Raw genomic sequence first — 16,172 nt, forward strand, 5'->3', positions numbered from 1 at the left:
GGATATTCCTCTTCAGACCGCCTCATAACACACTGCGTGTTGGATGACGACGTTGAATAAGAAAACCCTATTTCGGAAAACGATACCGCTGAACATGATGTTTCATCGCAGGACGCAGCATAACATTCTGCCAAAGAAAACGACGCTTTCTCTCGTGCTAATCGCGTTACTCTCCGGTGTGCCTTATTCCGCTATGGCAGAAAAGATAGAGGATGAGCTACAGCTTGCCCCGGTAAGCAATCCTTCTACAAATAATGTTTCTGCAAACAGTCGTGCGACAGAAACCTCGGCGAGAGAGGCCAGAGGGGTTCTAAGGGCGGTGGATCAGGCGACGCTATCCGGTGAGCTGAATGCGAAAGTGGTTGAGATGCCGTTTCGCGACGGTGAAGCGTTCCAGAAGGGTGATTTGCTGGTGCGTTTTGACTGCTCGGCTTATCAGGCACAGTTTGCTGCCTCGCAGGCCGCTATGAGAGCGGCACAGCAGGAACTGAGTCAGAACAGACAGCTGGCAGAGATGAAATCTGTCGGCCGCAATGCGGTCGCGGTGGCGGAAGCGCGTCTGGCGCAGGCCACGGCGGAAAGTCAGGTTTATCAGATCCAGACTAACCGCTGCCGCGTTGTTGCCCCGTTCTCTGGTCAGGTTGTGTCGCGTAAAATTCAGGTTTCAGAATATGTGGGTCAGGGGATGCCACTGCTGGAAATCGTGGATAACCGCCATCTGGAGATCAACGTTCTGGTGCCGTCCCGCTGGCTCGCCTCACTTAAACCGAAGCAGACATTTACCTTCATTCCCGATGAAACCGGCGTGCCGCTACAGGCGGAAGTGCTGCGCATCGGCGCGCGCATTGATGAAAGCAGCCAGACCTTGACGCTGATTGGTCGAGTGCTCAAACCCGATAACAGCTTGCTCGCCGGAATGAGCGGCAGCGCACGCTTTACGGGGCAGCCGTGAGCGAATCGCATTCCTTCACGCTTGAGCGGGCATTTGCCGAGTTTATTCATCTGGAGCGCCTGGCGCGTAGCGCCAAAAATAGCGAGACGCTTGCCTACTCGATGGTGAATGACAGCCAGAGGCTGTTCGGTTTTCGTCACGTCGCGCTGGTGATCAATGGGCGTGTACGTGCCGTCACCGGGGTTTCCGTTCCCGATCCGCATGCGCCGTTTGTCGCGTTTATCGAACGCGCAGGCAAGCAACTGGTTACCCAAAAAGCCGCTGAGCACGTTACAACGGTGCGAGCCGACTGGTTTGATACGCAAACGCAGAATGACTGGCAAACGCTGTCTGCACAAGAAGCGCTCTGGGTACCGTTAAAAGATCGGCAGGAACAGCTGATTGGCGGATTGTGGTATGCGCGAGATTTACCGTGGCAGGAAACCGATCAGACGCTGATGGAACAGCTGTCTGATGCCTATGCGCATGCCTGGTTGGCGCTGGAGCCGCGCAAAGCGTGGCGACCTGGGATTCCGAAAGCCAAGGTATTGATTGCCGTTGCGGTACTCATTGGGGCGCTGCTGATACCGGTTCGTCAGTCGGTACTGGCACCGGCCGAAGTTGTGCCGCTGGATGGGCGGATTGTGACGGCACCGCTGGACGGTGTGATCGCTGAAATCACGGTGAAGCCGAATCAGGTCGTGAAGAAAGATGAGGTGCTGGTACGGTTTGATAACACCACGCTGAAAGCTCAGGCCGATGTGGCAGAGCGGGCGCTGGGTGTAGCCGAAGCCGAGTGGCGTTCGGGGTCGCAGCGCGCTTTTCAGGATGCAGATTCCAAATCGAAACTCGATTTGCTGTCGGCACAGGTCGAGCAAAAACGTGCCGAGCTGATGTATGCCAACGATCTGCTGTCGCGCAGTGAGGTGAGGGCGGAGCGCGATGGTATTGCCGTGTTTGCTGACGGTGACCGATTGCGCGGGAAGCCCGTCAGAACGGGTGAGCGCTTGATGGAGCTGGCCAGTCCGCAGCAGGCAGAACTGAAGATTGAACTGGATGTGGGCGATGCGATCCAGTTTCCGGTTCAAGCTGATGTTGCGCTCTTCCTTGACAGCGATCCGCTGAAACGTCATGAAGCCACGCTGCAACGTATCGCCTATGAAGCGGCGCTAACCGATCGCAGCACGTTGGCTTATCGACTCGATGCCCGTTTTATCGCCGACGCACCGCGGATCGGCTTACGTGGCACGGCGAAGATTTATGGTGAATATGTGCCGATGGGTGTCTATCTGTTCCGCCGTCCTGTCGCGGCGTTGCGCAAAACGGTTGGATTCTGATGGCTGTTTTACCTCCGCTACGTGACGATTTACACCTTTCCCCGGCAGCGCCTGCGCGAGATGGTTCCCCGCAGTGGACGTTAGCGGATACGATTTCTGGCCGCTATTTTAAACTGAACAACACGGCAATCCGTCTGCTGCGTCACTGGACTCTGTGTGAGTCGGAGCAGGTGATGGCCGCGGTGAATAAAGAGCCCGGCATACCGCTTGGGAATGACGACCTGGAGCAGTTCCTGCGCTTTTTACGGGCACACGATTTGATCGCGGGCAGCGATAAAGAACAACGAAGCAGCTACGAGGCTAAAGCGGCCAGCCGCCGCCGTAGCCTGATCAAACAGGTGCTGCATCAGTATCTATTTTTCCGCATTCCGCTGTGGCGTCCCGATCCTTTTCTGAATAAAACGTGGCCGTGGCTACAGCGTTATGGCGTCACGCTGCTGCGCGTGGTTTTTCCGCTGGTTTTACTGCTGGGCATATTTCTGGTCAGCCGAGACTGGCCGCGCTATCGCAGTTCGTTTCCGCATCTCTTCAGCCTTGAAGGGATGATGGCATTTGGCTGCGCCCTGATTTTCGCAAAATTTATTCATGAGCTGGGTCACGCCTACATGGCGAAAAAAGCGGGCTGCCGGGTTCAGAGTATGGGCGTGGCATTCATCGTGATGTTTCCGATGCTGTATACCGATGTCAGCGATGCCTGGCGGGTCGGCGATCATCGTGCGCGTGTGCTGATTGGCGCGGGGGGAATTCTGGCGGAGCTGCTCTTGGCGACGCTGGCGCTGCTGGCCTGGTCGCTGTTGCCTGAAGGGCCGCTGCATTCGGCGGCATTCCTTCTTTCCAGCGCCACCTGGATTACCACGCTGATCATCAACGTTAACCCGCTGATGCGCTTTGATGGCTACTTTATGCTGAGCGACGCCTGGCGTATCGATAATTTGCAAGGGCGCGCCTATGCTCTGTGCCGCTGGCACCTGCGAGAAAAACTGTTTGGCTATGGTGACGTGCCGCCGGAGCGCTGGTCGCCTCCGATGGTGAAAAGGCTGCTGCTGTGGGGATATGCCTCTTGGGTGTGGCGTTTCTTCCTGTTCTTCGGTATTGCGCTGGCGGTCTATCACTATTTTTTCAAAGTTCTGGGCATCTTCCTGATGCTGGTTGAGGTTGGCTGGTTCATTGTTCTGCCTATTGTGCAAGAGTGCGCACAGTGGTGGCATCAGCGTAAACGCTCGCAGTTTCGCGCCGTCTGGCGTACCGCGCTGTGTTTATTGCTACTGCTCATGGTGCTGTTTTTCCCCTGGCGCAGTCAGGTAGAAATACCGGCGGTGCTGGAAGCGTCTCGCGTCAATACGCTGTATTCCCCCGTTGCGGCACAGGTGAAACAGCTACAGGTGAAGGATGGGCAGCGGGTTGAGGTGGGCGATGTGCTGTTGACGCTGACCTCCGGCGATCTCGATTTCCGGCTGGCGATTATTCGTCAGCGTATTGGCATCCTGCAATTACAAATGCGTCGTCAGGCGGCGAATCGTGACACGGTGGGCGATTCGCTGATTCTGGAACAGGAACTGGCGGCAGCGCTGGCACAATACCGTGGCCTGAAAGCACAGCAGGAACGGTTGCAGATCCGTGCACCGCAGTCCGGTGTGGTGAGGGACATCGCCGTTGATTTAACGCCGGGACGGTGGCTGGATGCCGATCTGCCGCTGCTGCGCATTGTGGACAGCGAAGGAGGCCGCCTGCGTGGCTATCTACGTGAAGACAAGCTTAATCGTATTACCGTGGGGATGTCTGGTCAGTTCATTGCGGATGACCCGGCACGTGCTGCGGTGCCTGTGATATTAAAAGACATTGATCCGACAGGCATTGCCTTCATTGAGCATAGCATGCTGGCCTCCGAACACGGTGGGCCGATAGCGGTCAGGCGGGATGAGCAAAAACAGCTGCGCCCGGTACAAGGCTGGTATGGCGTGAACCTTGATGTTGCCGCCGATTTGACGTTACCCGCACAGCCACTGCGTGGGCTGGTGGTGATAAACGGCGAAGCGGAGTCGCTGTTCACCGGGGTATGGCGGCAGGTTGCGGCTTTAGGTGTGAGAGAAAGCGGCTTCTAGATAAATAGCGTATTCCCTCGGTCATAAGGCGGATAGCATTCCGCCACCATCACGGTATTCTTCTTAAAATAATCCCATGAGAGTTTTATTTTAAAATCGCTACTGATATTCATGCTAATGAAATAATTATCGCGATCATTTTGTGTGTTTTGTTTTTTATTTATTACTTTAATTCCTTTTTTTTTCTGTGGTTTTTATTTCTTTCTGTGCGCATTGACGAAATGAAATTTACATCTATACATAAATAATCAGACTAATTAATGATTAACGTTACCGAAATAGCTTAACGGCAATGTTATTACCGCTGCTTTTTTAGGTGAGAGGGGAAACCCTGTCGCGATTATCAATGGGATGGGATAAGGAAGATTCACATGAAAAAAAGTCTGAAAACGTATTTATGCATGGCAGCAACGGGGCTTTCGCTGTTCTCCATTTCTCAGGTGGCTCAAGCCTGTTCAACAGAAGACTTCACTGGCTCAGTGTGTTTTACGGCCGCAACCTATTGTCCTAATGGCTTCCTGGAAGCGAATGGACAAACTCTGCAGGTTCGTGATTATCAGGCGCTCTTCAGTGTGGTGGGCATACAATACGGTGGCGATGGTAGCACTACCTTTGGGATACCCGACTTGCGGGGAAGAAGCCCGGTAGGACAAGGGCAAGGACCAGGGCTGCAGAATGTTCCTCAGGGATTGCCTCAAGCCTCCAGTTTGCGTGGGGCAGAAACGGCGACGCTGACGGTCGCCCAGATGCCGGTGCATAGCCATTTGGCTACGTTCACGCCAACGGCGGGGTCGGGTGGGCCGGTGGTCGTTAATGCGACGACGAATAAGGGCACATCAGCGACACCTACTGCGGCAGCTAACCAACTAGCGATGCCTGATAAGCCAGGGGCGCTCATTTATGCGGCAGAGGGCGCCGCCAGCACGCAGGTGCCGTTAGCGGGCGTGAGCGGCGGTGGTTCAGGTGGCGGTGGGACGGTTGCGGTGGGCAACAACGGCGGTTCGCAGCCTGTGAGCATCATCCCGCCGCAAACGGCGTTGCGAGCCTGTATCGTGGCGAACGGTTACTATCCGCCTCGCCCATAATGGCAGTGTGATTGGTGAGTCAGTAGTCAGAAAAAGTGATTAAGCAAAACATCAGGCCCCGCTCTGACATCATGTAGAGCGGGGCCTGATGTTTTATTCAGCGGTGTTCAATGTTGTCGAGCTAACCTCAAATGCACCTGTTAGCTGTCGAACGGATCCATCAGCAGGAAGGTGCACTCGGCGCGCTGGTGGCTATTGATCATCGGAACCAGTCGCTGGAAGTGCTCAGTCTGACAGTGAATATCCAGCGCGGCTCTATCCGGCCAGGTTTCTATAAAGGTGAAATGCCCCGGATCTTTCTGATTGATAAACAGCTCATAGGAGATGCACAGCGGCTCCTGTCGGGTTTTCTCCACTAATTCGCGGTACAGCGGCATGACTGCCTCAATGTATTCCGGCTTAATAAAATCCTGTGCGATCACTTTAAGCATAAAACGGCTCTTCCTCTCTGTGAGTCCTGCTGATTAAACGGTTCCGGCTAGCCGCGCTGCTGTTTTTCACTCTGATCTGCGCCGTTTCCCTGCCGGTAGGCCAGCGATACCATCAGCGACTGCACCAGACATAGCGTGGCGGACTGTGAACGGAACGCATCAACCTGCGCTTCCTTCACGACAAAGCAAACGTCGCTGAGCGTCGCCAGCGGGCTGATCTGACTGTCGGTAATCACGATTTGCCGTGCTCCGGCTTTCGCGGCCATCTCGCTGACCATCACAGTTTCCTGTGAATAGGGCGAGAAGCTGATGGAAACTACCACATCGCGTGAGCTGACACGGCTGAGCTGTTCACGAAACATGCCTCCCAACCCGTTGACCAGAATGGGGCTGCTTTCCAGATGGCTAAGCGCATAGGTCAGGTAAGTGGCGACGCTGAACGAGCGCCGCAGCCCGACGATATAAATCGTTTCCGCCTGAGCCAGCAGATCGACGGCTTTTTGCAGATCCTCTTGCGGAGTACGTGCCGCTAGCTGCTGCATCGCCTGCGCGTTTGAGCGGGCAAACTCATGCAGAATATCCAGCGGTGTTTCTGGCACCGCCTCCGCCTCCATCGCCCGAAACAGCCGCGCCCGGTCGGTATAGCTGGCGGTTTCTTCCACCAAATTCATACGGAACAGCTGTTTCATTTCGTTGAAACCGCTGAAATCAAAGGCGTTGGCGAAGCGAATCAGGGTTGAGGGAGGGACGTCCGCGCGTTCGGCGATCACCGCGACGGTATCGAAAGCGATACTGTTGGTATTATCCAGCACATAGTGCGCCACCTGCTGTAACCGCTTGCTGAGCGAATCATAACGCTCGCGGATCTGTTCCTGTAATTCTCTCAGGCTGGTTGCCATGGGCATATCGGGTTATCTCCCAAAGACGTATAAGAACCTATCCCATTAGGGCGATTTCATGACTGGCGCCTGAAACGGAACAGAAAATTCATTTCTGGATACGGTTGTTTTATCTGTACGACATTTCTGGCAGCACACCTTTTATCGATAACGCTATTTTCAGAGGCTGCTCGCCTGTCTTTATGGACAGCTGTCTTCAAGTTTACATAAAAATTCGCAGCGGATCACAATAATCAATATTTATTTTATTTTTACGTTAAATGGAATATTCATTTCATATACTGTAATCCGATGTCAGCCGTTTGTCTCCTCAAAACCCACAAAGGTGTAAACATGGAAACCGTATCTAACTTCATTCAGGGGGCGATTGCCTCCAGCAACAGCCAACGCTACGCCGCGGTGTATAACCCTGCGACGGGCGAGCAGATTCGCCAGGTTGTGATGTCTGATAAGGCGGAAGTCGAGCAGGCTATTGCCAGCGCGGCGGCGGCATTCCCTGCGTGGTCAAAACACTCTCCGCTCCGCCGTGCGCGCGTGTTGTTTCGCTTCAAAGCACTGCTGGAAGAACGCATGGATACGCTGGCCCGGCTGATTTCACAGGAGCACGGCAAGGTCTATTCCGATGCCGTGGGGGAGGTGACGCGCGGTCTGGAAGTCGTTGAATTTGCCTGTGGTATTCCCCATCTGCAAAAAGGCGAACACTCAGCGAATGTCGGTACCGGTGTGGATAGCCATTCACTCATGCAGCCGCTCGGCGTGTGTGTCGGGATTACACCGTTCAACTTCCCGGCGATGGTGCCGATGTGGATGTTCCCGATTGCGCTGGCGACCGGTAATACCTTTGTGCTTAAGCCGTCGGAGAAAGATCCGTCGCTCTCGCTGCTGCTGGCGCAGCTGCTGAAAGAAGCAGGCCTGCCGGATGGCGTATTTAACGTCGTTCAGGGTGACAAAGAAGCTGTGGACATCCTGCTGACCGATCCGCGCGTACAGGCGGTGAGCTTTGTAGGATCGACGCCAGTGGCGGAATACATTTATCAGACGGCGTCGGCGCACGGCAAACGCTGTCAGGCGCTGGGCGGGGCGAAAAACCATTGTATCCTGATGCCGGATGCTGACATGGACATGGCTGCCAGCGCGATTATGGGCGCGGCGTTTGGCGCAGCGGGCGAGCGCTGCATGGCGCTGTCGGTGGTGGTCGCCGTTGGCGATGACACGGCAGAAGCGCTGCATCAGCGCCTGAGCGCACAGATCAAAGCGATGCGCGTCGGACCAGGGCTGGTGGACGGGCAGGAAAATGAAATGGGGCCCGTGATCAGTGCACCGCACCGGGCGAAGATTGCCGACTATATTCAAAGTGGCGTCGATCAGGGCGCGACGCTGCGCATTGATGGCCGAACGCTGTCTGTTCAGGGGCACCCGCAAGGCTACTTTATCGGGCCGACGCTGTTCGATAACGTCACGCCGGAGATGAAGATCTATCAGGAAGAGATTTTTGGTCCGGTGCTGTCCGTGGTGCGCGTGCCGGATTATCAGACGGCGGTGACGCTGATTAACAATCATGAATACGGCAACGGTACCGCTATTTTTACCCGTGATGGTGAAACGGCGCGTCAGTTCTGCGAAGAGGTGCAGGCAGGCATGGTCGGCGTGAACGTACCGATTCCGGTGCCGATGGCATTCCACAGCTTTGGCGGTTGGAAGCGTTCCATTTTTGGGCCGCTCAACGTCCACGGCAACGACGGCGTACGCTTCTACACCCGCATGAAAACCGTCACCAGCCGCTGGCCCGCCAGCGTCCGTCTGGAACACCACACCAGCAGCTTCGTCATGCCCACACTGGAGTGAGGACTTGACCGCACGGGTGATGAATGGCGCGCCCTGAGTAGGGCGCGTGCTACGACGCAGCATAAGAATGGCTAAATTTTCGCGCACGAAATGCTCGCTGAATATACATAGTTCATTATAGAAATCAGATCCTTATTTAAGGAGTAGATCAATGGATACGTGTCGCATCACCATGGCGCAGGCGCTGGTCAGGTTTCTCAACCAGCAATACCTCAGCGTAGACGGTGAAGAATCCCCCTTTGTGCAGGGCGTCATGACCATTTTTGGTCACGGCAATGTGCTGGGCATCGGCCAGGCACTGGAACAGGAGGCGAATCGTCTCACCGTGCATCAGGGGTGCAACGAACAGGGAATGGCACAGATCGCCGTTGGGTTCGCTAAACAGCACAAGCGGCGGAAAATCTATGCGGTGACCTCATCGGTGGGACCGGGGGCGGCAAATATGGTGACTGCCGCCGCGACTGCCACCGCCAACCGCATTCCGGTGCTGCTGTTGCCCGGCGATCTCTTCGCCTGCCGCCAGCCGGATCCTGTGCTGCAGCAGGTCGAGCAATATCACGATCTGTCGATCAGCACCAATGACTGCTTCAAACCCGTTTCCCGCTACTGGGATCGCATTAATCGCCCTGAACAGCTGATGAGCGCGCTGATTAATGCCATGCGCGTGCTGACCGATCCGGCGGATACCGGCGCGGTAACGCTGTGTTTGCCGCAGGATGTGCAGGCGGAAGTCTGGGACTATCCGGCATCGTTTTTCCGCAAGCGCGTCCATCACCTCGAACGCCGTCCACCGGATGCAGCACGGCTGGATCAGGCAGCGGCGCTGATTGCGAAAAAGCGTCGTCCGATGCTGATTTGCGGCGGCGGTGTACGTTATTCCGGCGCGCATGAGGCGCTGGCGCAGTTTGCTGAGCAGTTTGCGATTCCGTTTGGCGAAACGCAGGCGGGCAAAGGCGCGATTGTGTCCTCACATCCGCTGAACTGTGGCGGTATTGGAGTGACGGGCGGATTGGCAGCGAATCGGCTGGCGCACGAGGCGGATCTGATTATCGGCGTTGGGACGCGTTTAACCGACTTTACCACCGGCTCCAAATCGCTGTTTCAGAACCCGAATGTCGAATTTTTACTGCTCAACGTTGCCGAATTCGATGCGTTAAAACTGGATGCGCTGCCCCTGATCGCCGATGCGCGTGTCGGGCTGGAAGCGCTGTCTGAACGGCTGGCGACAGCATCGTATCGCAGCGGCTGGCAGCAGGCCGTCGAACAGGCTCGTGCAGAATGGGAACGCGAGCTACAGCGGCTGTTTACCGTGCAGGATAAAGGTGAACTGGTGCCGGAAGTGGTGGATGGTCTGGAAGACAAGCTGGATGAATATCGCCAGATGTTGAATACCCATCTGACGCAAACGCGCGTGCTGGGCATACTGAATGAAGAGCTGGAAGACAACGCGATTGTGGTGGGCGCGGCGGGCTCGTTGCCAGGCGATCTACAGCGTGTGTGGCAGGTAAAAACGCCGGACAGCTATCATTTGGAATACGGCTATTCGTGCATGGGATACGAAATTGCGGCGGCGATTGGTGCGCGCCTTGCGGCACCACAACAGCCCGTCTACGCGATGGTCGGTGACGGTTCGTATTTGATGCTGCATACCGAACTGCAAACGGCGGTGCAAGAGGGCATCAAAATCACCGTGCTGCTGTTCGATAACGCGGGCTTTGGCTGTATCAACAACCTGCAAATGAGTCAGGGAATGGGCAGTTTCTGTACGGAAAACCGCTACCGCGATGCGGAATCGGGGCAACTGCGCGGTGCGCTTATTCCGGTGGACTTCGCCAAGAATGCGGAAAGCTACGGCTGCAAAGCGTGGCGGGTACATGATGAAGCCTCGCTCAGGCAGGCGCTGACGGAATCACGCCAGCATTCGGGCCCCGTGCTGCTCGACATCAAGGTGTTGCCGAAGACCATGACGCACGGCTACGAATCCTGGTGGCGCACCGGCACGGCGCAGGTTGCCGACAACCCAGAGATTGAATCTGCGGCTAATAGTGTGAAAGCGGCGCTTTCCCGCGCACGCCAGTATTAGGTGATCTCCCCTGCGTCACTGTTTCTTAGTCACAATGATGTAGGGTCGCTAGTGGGGTTGGGCGTTATCTGGCGTAAAAAATTATGCTGAGGAGATAGCAGGCTTAGGATGAGCCGCATGGACGCGGCGAAAGCTTGCGCCACGTATGGAACGTGTCGCAAGCGGTCCGTTAAGCCTGATACCGACGAAGGCATCGCGTAGCGACATAATTTAGCCAAAAGCCAGGGTTCACAGGGCGACGGCGACTGAGACGCCCTGTGTCGGGCGCGTGCTACGAGGTGGCATGGAATGGCAGTATTGTAGCGCACGAAACGGTCGCTGAATCTGAATAAAATTTGACGAAGAGACAGCCTGTGCAGATGAAGTTTGCGATCTGTCGTGCTGCCTAATCCTTCCCCTATACTCCCGAATCTAACTGAAATATTCATTTCATTTTCAAACCACGGTTTCATTTTCCCTCCCGCTGTTCACCAGCATCTGACCGATCCTCTGACATTCCGGTATACCGCCATAAACGTACTCATTCGATGTGTGATTGGGGTTGCAGAAAACAGCGAAGATGTCATGAAAATGTTAACTGGCACGCAAAAACATAATTTTCAATTTATACAAAACTGAAATAAATGTTTTATTTTACCTATTAGGATTCGCGGTAAAGAGCAGGTGATGATGGGGCTGGGGAGAATGCGACTAGCCGGTATCCGTCACTTTTTCAGTCTGGCATTAAACGCCACTCAGGCAGCAAGGGAGCACCTATGTTTAACATCGCTTTACTGGGCGCGGGCCGCATCGGTCAGGTCCATGCAGTGAACATCGCGGCACACAAAGAAACTAACCTGTACGCGGTGGTCGATCCCAACCCAACCAATGCCACGGCGCTGGCCGAACGTTACCACACCAAAGTGCAAACCGTGGATGAGGTCATGAACGATCCGGCGGTACACGCCGTCCTGATTGCCTCCGCGACCGACACGCACGCCGACCTGATTGAGCTGGCTGCTAAGCATGGCAAAGCCATTTTCTGTGAAAAACCCGTGCATCTGGATATTGCTCGCGTTCGCGATTGCCTGACCGTCGTCAAACAGCAGAACGTGCCGTTGTTTGTGGGCTTCAACCGCCGTTACGACCCGCAATTCCGCCGCGTCAAAACGCTGGCTGGTGAAGGCCGCATCGGCAAGCCGGAATCTCTCCTGATTATCTCCCGCGATCCGTCACCGCCGCCTGCTGAATACGTCCGTGTTTCCGGTGGTATGTTCCGCGACATGACGATTCATGATTTCGACATGGCGCGCTTCATTATGGGCGAAGAGCCGGTGTCGGTCTTTGCGCAAGGCAGCAATCTGGTCGATCCGGCGATTGGTGAAGCGGGCGACATCGATACCGCATTTATCGTGCTGAAATTCGCCTCTGGCGCGATGGCAACCATCGTCAACAGCCGCCGCTCTGGCTACGGCTACGATCAGCGCCTCGAATTGCATGGTGCGAAGGGCGTGCTCAGCGCGGGCAACATCCGCGAAAACGTGGTCGAGCAGTGGACTGACGACGGTTGTCTGGCGGCAAAACCCGAATACTTCTTCCTGCAACGCTATCACGCCGCCTACGCGGCAGAGTGGCAGCACTTTGTCGATGTGCTGAATGGCCGCACGCAGCCGGAATGCTCCGGGCTGGACGGTGAGCGTGCGCTGAATCTGGCGGATAAAGCCTTTGAATCACTGGCTCAAGGCAAGGAGGTCGCCGTGTAACCCTATCGGCATCGGCACACGTTTTACCTGCTTTCAACCCTACACCCATACTCATAACAGAAGCAGAGAAAAGACATATGAAAAAGATCATCAGCGTTTCCGCAATCGCTATCGCACTGGGTCTGTCTGGTTTTGCTCAGGCCCAAAATGAACAAATCGTTTTCAGTACGCCGAATCTCGCTATGCCGTTTGAAGTACATATGCAGCGCACCGCCGTTAAAGCCGCCAAAGAACTGGGCGTGAATTTGCAGGTGCTGGATGGGCAGGGTAGCTCACCAAAGCAGGCCGCCGACTTGGAAAATGCCATTACGCGTGGGGCTCAGGGCTTTGTTGTATCGCCGAATGACGTCAACGCCGTGTCCAGCGCGGTTACCGACATTCAGGATGCCAAGCTGCCCGTGGTGACGCTGGATCGTTCGGTAAAAACGGAAAAAGCGGTGCCGCACTTTGGTGCCAATAACTATAAAGGCGGTCAGGCGATTGCTGACTATGTCAAAACCAAATTCCCAGATGGCGCAGCGATCATTCTGTTGACTGGTCAACCGGGTTCGTCTTCTAACATCGAGCGTACGCAGGGGATTCGCGACAGCCTGAAAGCGGGTGGCAGCAAATACCACATCGTCGCGGACCAGACGGGTAACTGGATGCGTTCCGAAGGGATGCGCATCGTGGAAAGCGTTTTTCCTTCGCTGCCTAAACGCCCGCAGGTGATCCTCTCTGCAAACGACGACATGGCGCTGGGTGCAATTGAAGCGTTACAAGGGCAAGGCCTGAAACCCGGCGACGTGATGGTGACCGGCTTTGACGCTGTGCCGGAAGCGCTGGCTCGCGTACGCGACGGTTGGCTGGCCGTGACTGCCGATCAACGTCCAGGCTACGCGGTGACCACTGCGTTGACGCAGTTGACCAATAACATCCGCAGTAAAGCGCCTATCACCGGGGCAGACTACCAACCGACCATGATTACCAAAGATAACCTGAACGATGCTGAACGTATTGGCGAAGCGGGTAAATAAGTCGTTTTCTACGTAATCAATAAAGGTATTCAGCAGGCCGCGTCCGCGCGGCCTTGCGGGAGGAAGGTAAACATGACGGAACCCCTACTGAACATTACCAATCTGGCAAAGAGCTTCTCCGGCGTCTGGGCGCTGAGCAACGCGCAGTTGACCGTACAGCCGGGAGAGATTCATGCGCTATTGGGAGAAAACGGCGCGGGCAAATCGACGTTGCTGAAGGCGCTGGCAGGGGCGCAGCCGCAGACCAGCGGCGACATCTGGTTTGGTGGCGAGACGCTGTTACCGCTCGAATCGCCCGTTGAGCGCCAAAAGCGGGGGATTATCACCATTTATCAGGAGTTTAATCTGCTGCCCAATATGAGCGTGGCGGAGAACATGTTCCTGGGACGCGAGCCGCAGAGCCGCGGTGTATTCGTGGACGCGCTGGCGGTGAATCGCGAGGCGAAAGCGGTACTGGATTATCTGAAATTGAACATTGCGCCGACGACACAGGTCGCGCGTTTGAGCGTGGCGCAGCAGCAGATGGTGGAGATTGCCAGAGCGCTGACGCTGAATGCCAAACTGATTGTGATGGACGAACCGTCGGCGGCGCTGAGCGACAGTGAAGTCGACAGCCTGCACCGTGTGGTGCGAGAGCTGAAAGGGCGTGGCGTGAGCGTGGTGTATGTCACGCACCGACTGCACGAAGTTTTCCAACTGTGCGATCGGTTTACCGTATTTCAGGATGGCCGCTACACCGGTTCTGGCGACGTCGCCAGCACGAATGTGCAGGAGATTATTCGCCTGATGGTCGGCCGTGACGTGGTGTTTAAGCGCCGCCCGCCTTCGGAAACGCATCATCAGGATAAGCCAGTACGGCTGGCAGTGAAGGGCTTAAGCCGAGAAAAACCACCGCTGGATGCGCACGGCATCGCGCTGAAGGACATCAACTTCCAGGTGCATGCGGGCGAAGTGCTCGGTATTGCCGGGCTGGTGGGCGCAGGACGTACGGAAATCGCACGCTGCCTGTTTGGTGCCGACGCGTTCTCTACCGGTGAATTTGTGCTGGATGACGCTCCCTATCATCCTTCTACGCCGCTGCATGCGCTGTCGCAAGGCATTGCGCTGGTGCCGGAAGACCGCAAGAAAGAGGGCGCGGTGCTGGGGTTGTCGATCAGGGAAAACATCTCGCTTTCCAACCTCTCGTCGCTGATGCGCTGGCGCTGGTTTGTCGACACCCGTAAGGAGGACGACCTGATTGAGGCCTACCGTCAGGCGCTGCACATCAAGATGGTGAACAGCGATCAGGAGGTGCGCAAACTGTCGGGTGGTAACCAGCAAAAGGTGATTCTTGCCCGCTGTATGGCGCTAAACCCAAAGGTATTGATTGTGGATGAGCCCACGCGCGGCATCGATGTCGGCACCAAGTCCGAGGTGCATCAGGTGCTGTTCGATATGGCGAAACGGGGCGTCGCCGTGATTGTGATTTCCTCCGACCTGCCGGAAATCATGGCGATTTCCGACCGCATTATCACGCTCAGCGAAGGGCGGATTAGCGGGGAAATTCATGGCGATGACGCCACAGAAGAAAAACTGATGACGATGATGGCCATTTGCCACGACGCATTACACGCAGCATAACGGAGGTGACGCATGTCCCAGCAGCCGCTTTCTAAGAGTATTACGCCGTCCAATCCGCGTGGACGTTTTGATCCGATTGCCTTTTTTGAACGCTTTGGCGTGTTTATTTTCATGATTCTGCTGCTGATCTTCTTTCAGTCGCAGAACAGCAATTTTCTGTCCGAGCGCAACATCACCAACATCCTGACCGAAGTTTCCATCTACGGCATTATGGCCGTGGGGATGACGTTCGTCATTCTGACCGCCGGGATCGACCTGTCCGTCGGCTCAATTCTGGCGGTGTGCGCCATCACCGCCGCCTCGGTTATTAAAGGCGACAACTTCACCACCGTCGATCCAGATGCCTGGTACGGCTTAAGCTGGCTGGTCGCGTTGGGCGTCTGTCTGGCGATGGGCACCTTCATTGGCTTCCTGCATGGGTTGGGGGTCACCAAACTGCGTCTGCCGCCGTTCATCGTCACGCTGGGCGGGATGACGATCTGGCGCGGGTTAACGCTGGTAATGAACGACGGTGCGCCGATAGCCGGCTTTGACCCCGGCTATCGCTGGTGGGGACGAGGCGAGATCCTGGGTATTTCGGTGCCGATCTGGATCTTCGCACTGGTCGCCTTGCTGGGTTATCTGGCGCTGCATAAAACCCGCTGGGGTCGCTTCGTGTACGCCATTGGCGGCAACACCGAAGCCGCGCGGCTGGCTGGGGTGAACGTGCAGCGTGTATTGGTCAGCGTCTACGTCGTGATTGGCTGTCTGGCAGGACTGGCGGGCTTCATTCTCAGCGCCCGTCTCGGTAGCGCAGAAGCGGTTGCGGGGATCACCTTCGAGCTGCGCGTCATCGCCTCGGTGGTCATTGGTGGCACCTCGCTGATGGGCGGCTACGGCCGGATCAGCGGCACGATTATCGGCTCGATCATCATGGGGATCCTGATTAACGGACTGGTATTGATGAATGTATCGGCCTACTACCAGCAGATTATCACCGGGTTAATTATCGTGCTGGCCGTGGCGTTCGACACCTACGCCAAGAGCCGTCGCGGCGCTATCTAAGCCGCACCCGTACCGACTCTCTTTTCGCACCGAGGTG

At 55.9% G+C, this 16,172-nt stretch carries 12 protein-coding genes; 10 read left to right on the plus strand and 2 right to left on the minus strand.

Annotation, left to right across the window (positions count from 1 at the left end; all coding sequences use genetic code 11):
- Positions 1 to 193 precede the first annotated feature (193 nt).
- The 4 genes from BJJ97_RS12215 to BJJ97_RS12230 all read left to right on the plus strand — a co-directional run bounded on the left by BJJ97_RS12215 (position 194) and on the right by BJJ97_RS12230 (position 5,455).
- Positions 194 to 952 carry an efflux RND transporter periplasmic adaptor subunit gene (locus tag BJJ97_RS12215; RefSeq protein ID WP_095995360.1) on the plus strand — a complete coding sequence of 253 codons (759 nt, stop codon included), beginning with the start codon at positions 194 to 196 and terminating at the stop codon, positions 950 to 952.
- The gene (locus BJJ97_RS12220; protein ID WP_227003518.1) at positions 949 to 2,268 is read left to right on the plus strand and encodes an efflux RND transporter periplasmic adaptor subunit; all 1,320 of its coding nucleotides are present in this window, start codon (positions 949 to 951) and stop codon (positions 2,266 to 2,268) included. The genes BJJ97_RS12215 and BJJ97_RS12220 overlap by 4 nt, the downstream gene beginning before the upstream one ends.
- Positions 2,268 to 4,370 (plus strand): efflux RND transporter periplasmic adaptor subunit, encoded by a 2,103-nt coding sequence (locus BJJ97_RS12225; protein ID WP_095994092.1) that lies wholly within the window; start codon positions 2,268 to 2,270, stop codon positions 4,368 to 4,370. Before BJJ97_RS12220 ends, BJJ97_RS12225 begins: the two co-directional genes overlap by 1 nt.
- A 371-nt stretch (positions 4,371 to 4,741) precedes the next feature.
- Entirely contained in the window at positions 4,742 to 5,455 is a 714-nt protein-coding gene (locus tag BJJ97_RS12230; protein WP_227003519.1) for a phage tail protein, read from the plus strand.
- 140 nt (positions 5,456 to 5,595) lie between these two features.
- Here the strand turns inward: BJJ97_RS12230 and BJJ97_RS12235 are convergent, their stop codons facing one another.
- Both BJJ97_RS12235 and BJJ97_RS12240 read right to left on the minus strand, forming a co-directional pair.
- Positions 5,596 to 5,886 (minus strand): putative quinol monooxygenase, encoded by a 291-nt coding sequence (locus BJJ97_RS12235; RefSeq protein ID WP_095994093.1) that lies wholly within the window; start codon positions 5,884 to 5,886, stop codon positions 5,596 to 5,598.
- Between the two features lie 47 nt (positions 5,887 to 5,933).
- Positions 5,934 to 6,791 (minus strand): MurR/RpiR family transcriptional regulator, encoded by an 858-nt coding sequence (locus tag BJJ97_RS12240; protein WP_095994094.1) that lies wholly within the window; start codon positions 6,789 to 6,791, stop codon positions 5,934 to 5,936.
- Positions 6,792 to 7,118: 327 nt separating this feature from the next.
- Between BJJ97_RS12240 and BJJ97_RS12245 the strand changes: the two genes are divergently transcribed.
- From BJJ97_RS12245 to BJJ97_RS12270, 6 genes are all read left to right on the plus strand, one after another.
- Positions 7,119 to 8,630 carry a CoA-acylating methylmalonate-semialdehyde dehydrogenase gene (locus BJJ97_RS12245; protein ID WP_039468242.1) on the plus strand — a complete coding sequence of 504 codons (1,512 nt, stop codon included), beginning with the start codon at positions 7,119 to 7,121 and terminating at the stop codon, positions 8,628 to 8,630.
- Between the two features lie 151 nt (positions 8,631 to 8,781).
- Positions 8,782 to 10,713, plus strand: a complete 1,932-nt coding sequence (iolD, locus tag BJJ97_RS12250) for a 3D-(3,5/4)-trihydroxycyclohexane-1,2-dione acylhydrolase (decyclizing) (RefSeq protein WP_095994095.1) — start codon at positions 8,782 to 8,784, stop codon at positions 10,711 to 10,713.
- A gap of 755 nt (positions 10,714 to 11,468) precedes the next feature.
- A complete protein-coding gene (gene iolG, locus BJJ97_RS12255; RefSeq protein WP_014914760.1) occupies positions 11,469 to 12,455 on the plus strand; it encodes an inositol 2-dehydrogenase in 987 nt (328 codons plus the stop codon).
- Between the two features lie 77 nt (positions 12,456 to 12,532).
- Complete coding sequence (locus BJJ97_RS12260; RefSeq protein ID WP_039487669.1) at positions 12,533 to 13,471, plus strand: substrate-binding domain-containing protein; 939 nt, start codon at positions 12,533 to 12,535, stop codon at positions 13,469 to 13,471.
- A gap of 72 nt (positions 13,472 to 13,543) precedes the next feature.
- Entirely contained in the window at positions 13,544 to 15,091 is a 1,548-nt protein-coding gene (locus tag BJJ97_RS12265; protein WP_095994096.1) for a sugar ABC transporter ATP-binding protein, read from the plus strand.
- A gap of 12 nt (positions 15,092 to 15,103) precedes the next feature.
- A complete protein-coding gene (locus BJJ97_RS12270; protein WP_010281439.1) occupies positions 15,104 to 16,135 on the plus strand; it encodes an ABC transporter permease in 1,032 nt (343 codons plus the stop codon).
- Positions 16,136 to 16,172: the final 37 nt, after the last annotated feature.

The sequence above is a fragment of the Pectobacterium polaris genome, assembly GCF_002307355.1.
Lineage (GTDB): Bacteria > Pseudomonadota > Gammaproteobacteria > Enterobacterales > Enterobacteriaceae > Pectobacterium > Pectobacterium polare.

Coding starts and splice junctions, on each gene's coding strand:
- BJJ97_RS12230 (WP_227003519.1), top strand. CDS start 4,742: ATGAAAAAAAGTCTGAAAACGTATTTATGCATGGCAGCAACGGGGCTT.
- BJJ97_RS12265 (WP_095994096.1), top strand. CDS start 13,544: ATGACGGAACCCCTACTGAACATTACCAATCTGGCAAAGAGCTTCTCC.
- BJJ97_RS12240 (WP_095994094.1), bottom strand. CDS start 6,791: ATGCCCATGGCAACCAGCCTGAGAGAATTACAGGAACAGATCCGCGAG.
- iolD (WP_095994095.1), top strand. CDS start 8,782: ATGGATACGTGTCGCATCACCATGGCGCAGGCGCTGGTCAGGTTTCTC.
- iolG (WP_014914760.1), top strand. CDS start 11,469: ATGTTTAACATCGCTTTACTGGGCGCGGGCCGCATCGGTCAGGTCCAT.
- BJJ97_RS12245 (WP_039468242.1), top strand. CDS start 7,119: ATGGAAACCGTATCTAACTTCATTCAGGGGGCGATTGCCTCCAGCAAC.
- BJJ97_RS12260 (WP_039487669.1), top strand. CDS start 12,533: ATGAAAAAGATCATCAGCGTTTCCGCAATCGCTATCGCACTGGGTCTG.
- BJJ97_RS12270 (WP_010281439.1), top strand. CDS start 15,104: ATGTCCCAGCAGCCGCTTTCTAAGAGTATTACGCCGTCCAATCCGCGT.
- BJJ97_RS12215 (WP_095995360.1), top strand. CDS start 194: ATGGCAGAAAAGATAGAGGATGAGCTACAGCTTGCCCCGGTAAGCAAT.
- BJJ97_RS12225 (WP_095994092.1), top strand. CDS start 2,268: ATGGCTGTTTTACCTCCGCTACGTGACGATTTACACCTTTCCCCGGCA.
- BJJ97_RS12235 (WP_095994093.1), bottom strand. CDS start 5,886: ATGCTTAAAGTGATCGCACAGGATTTTATTAAGCCGGAATACATTGAG.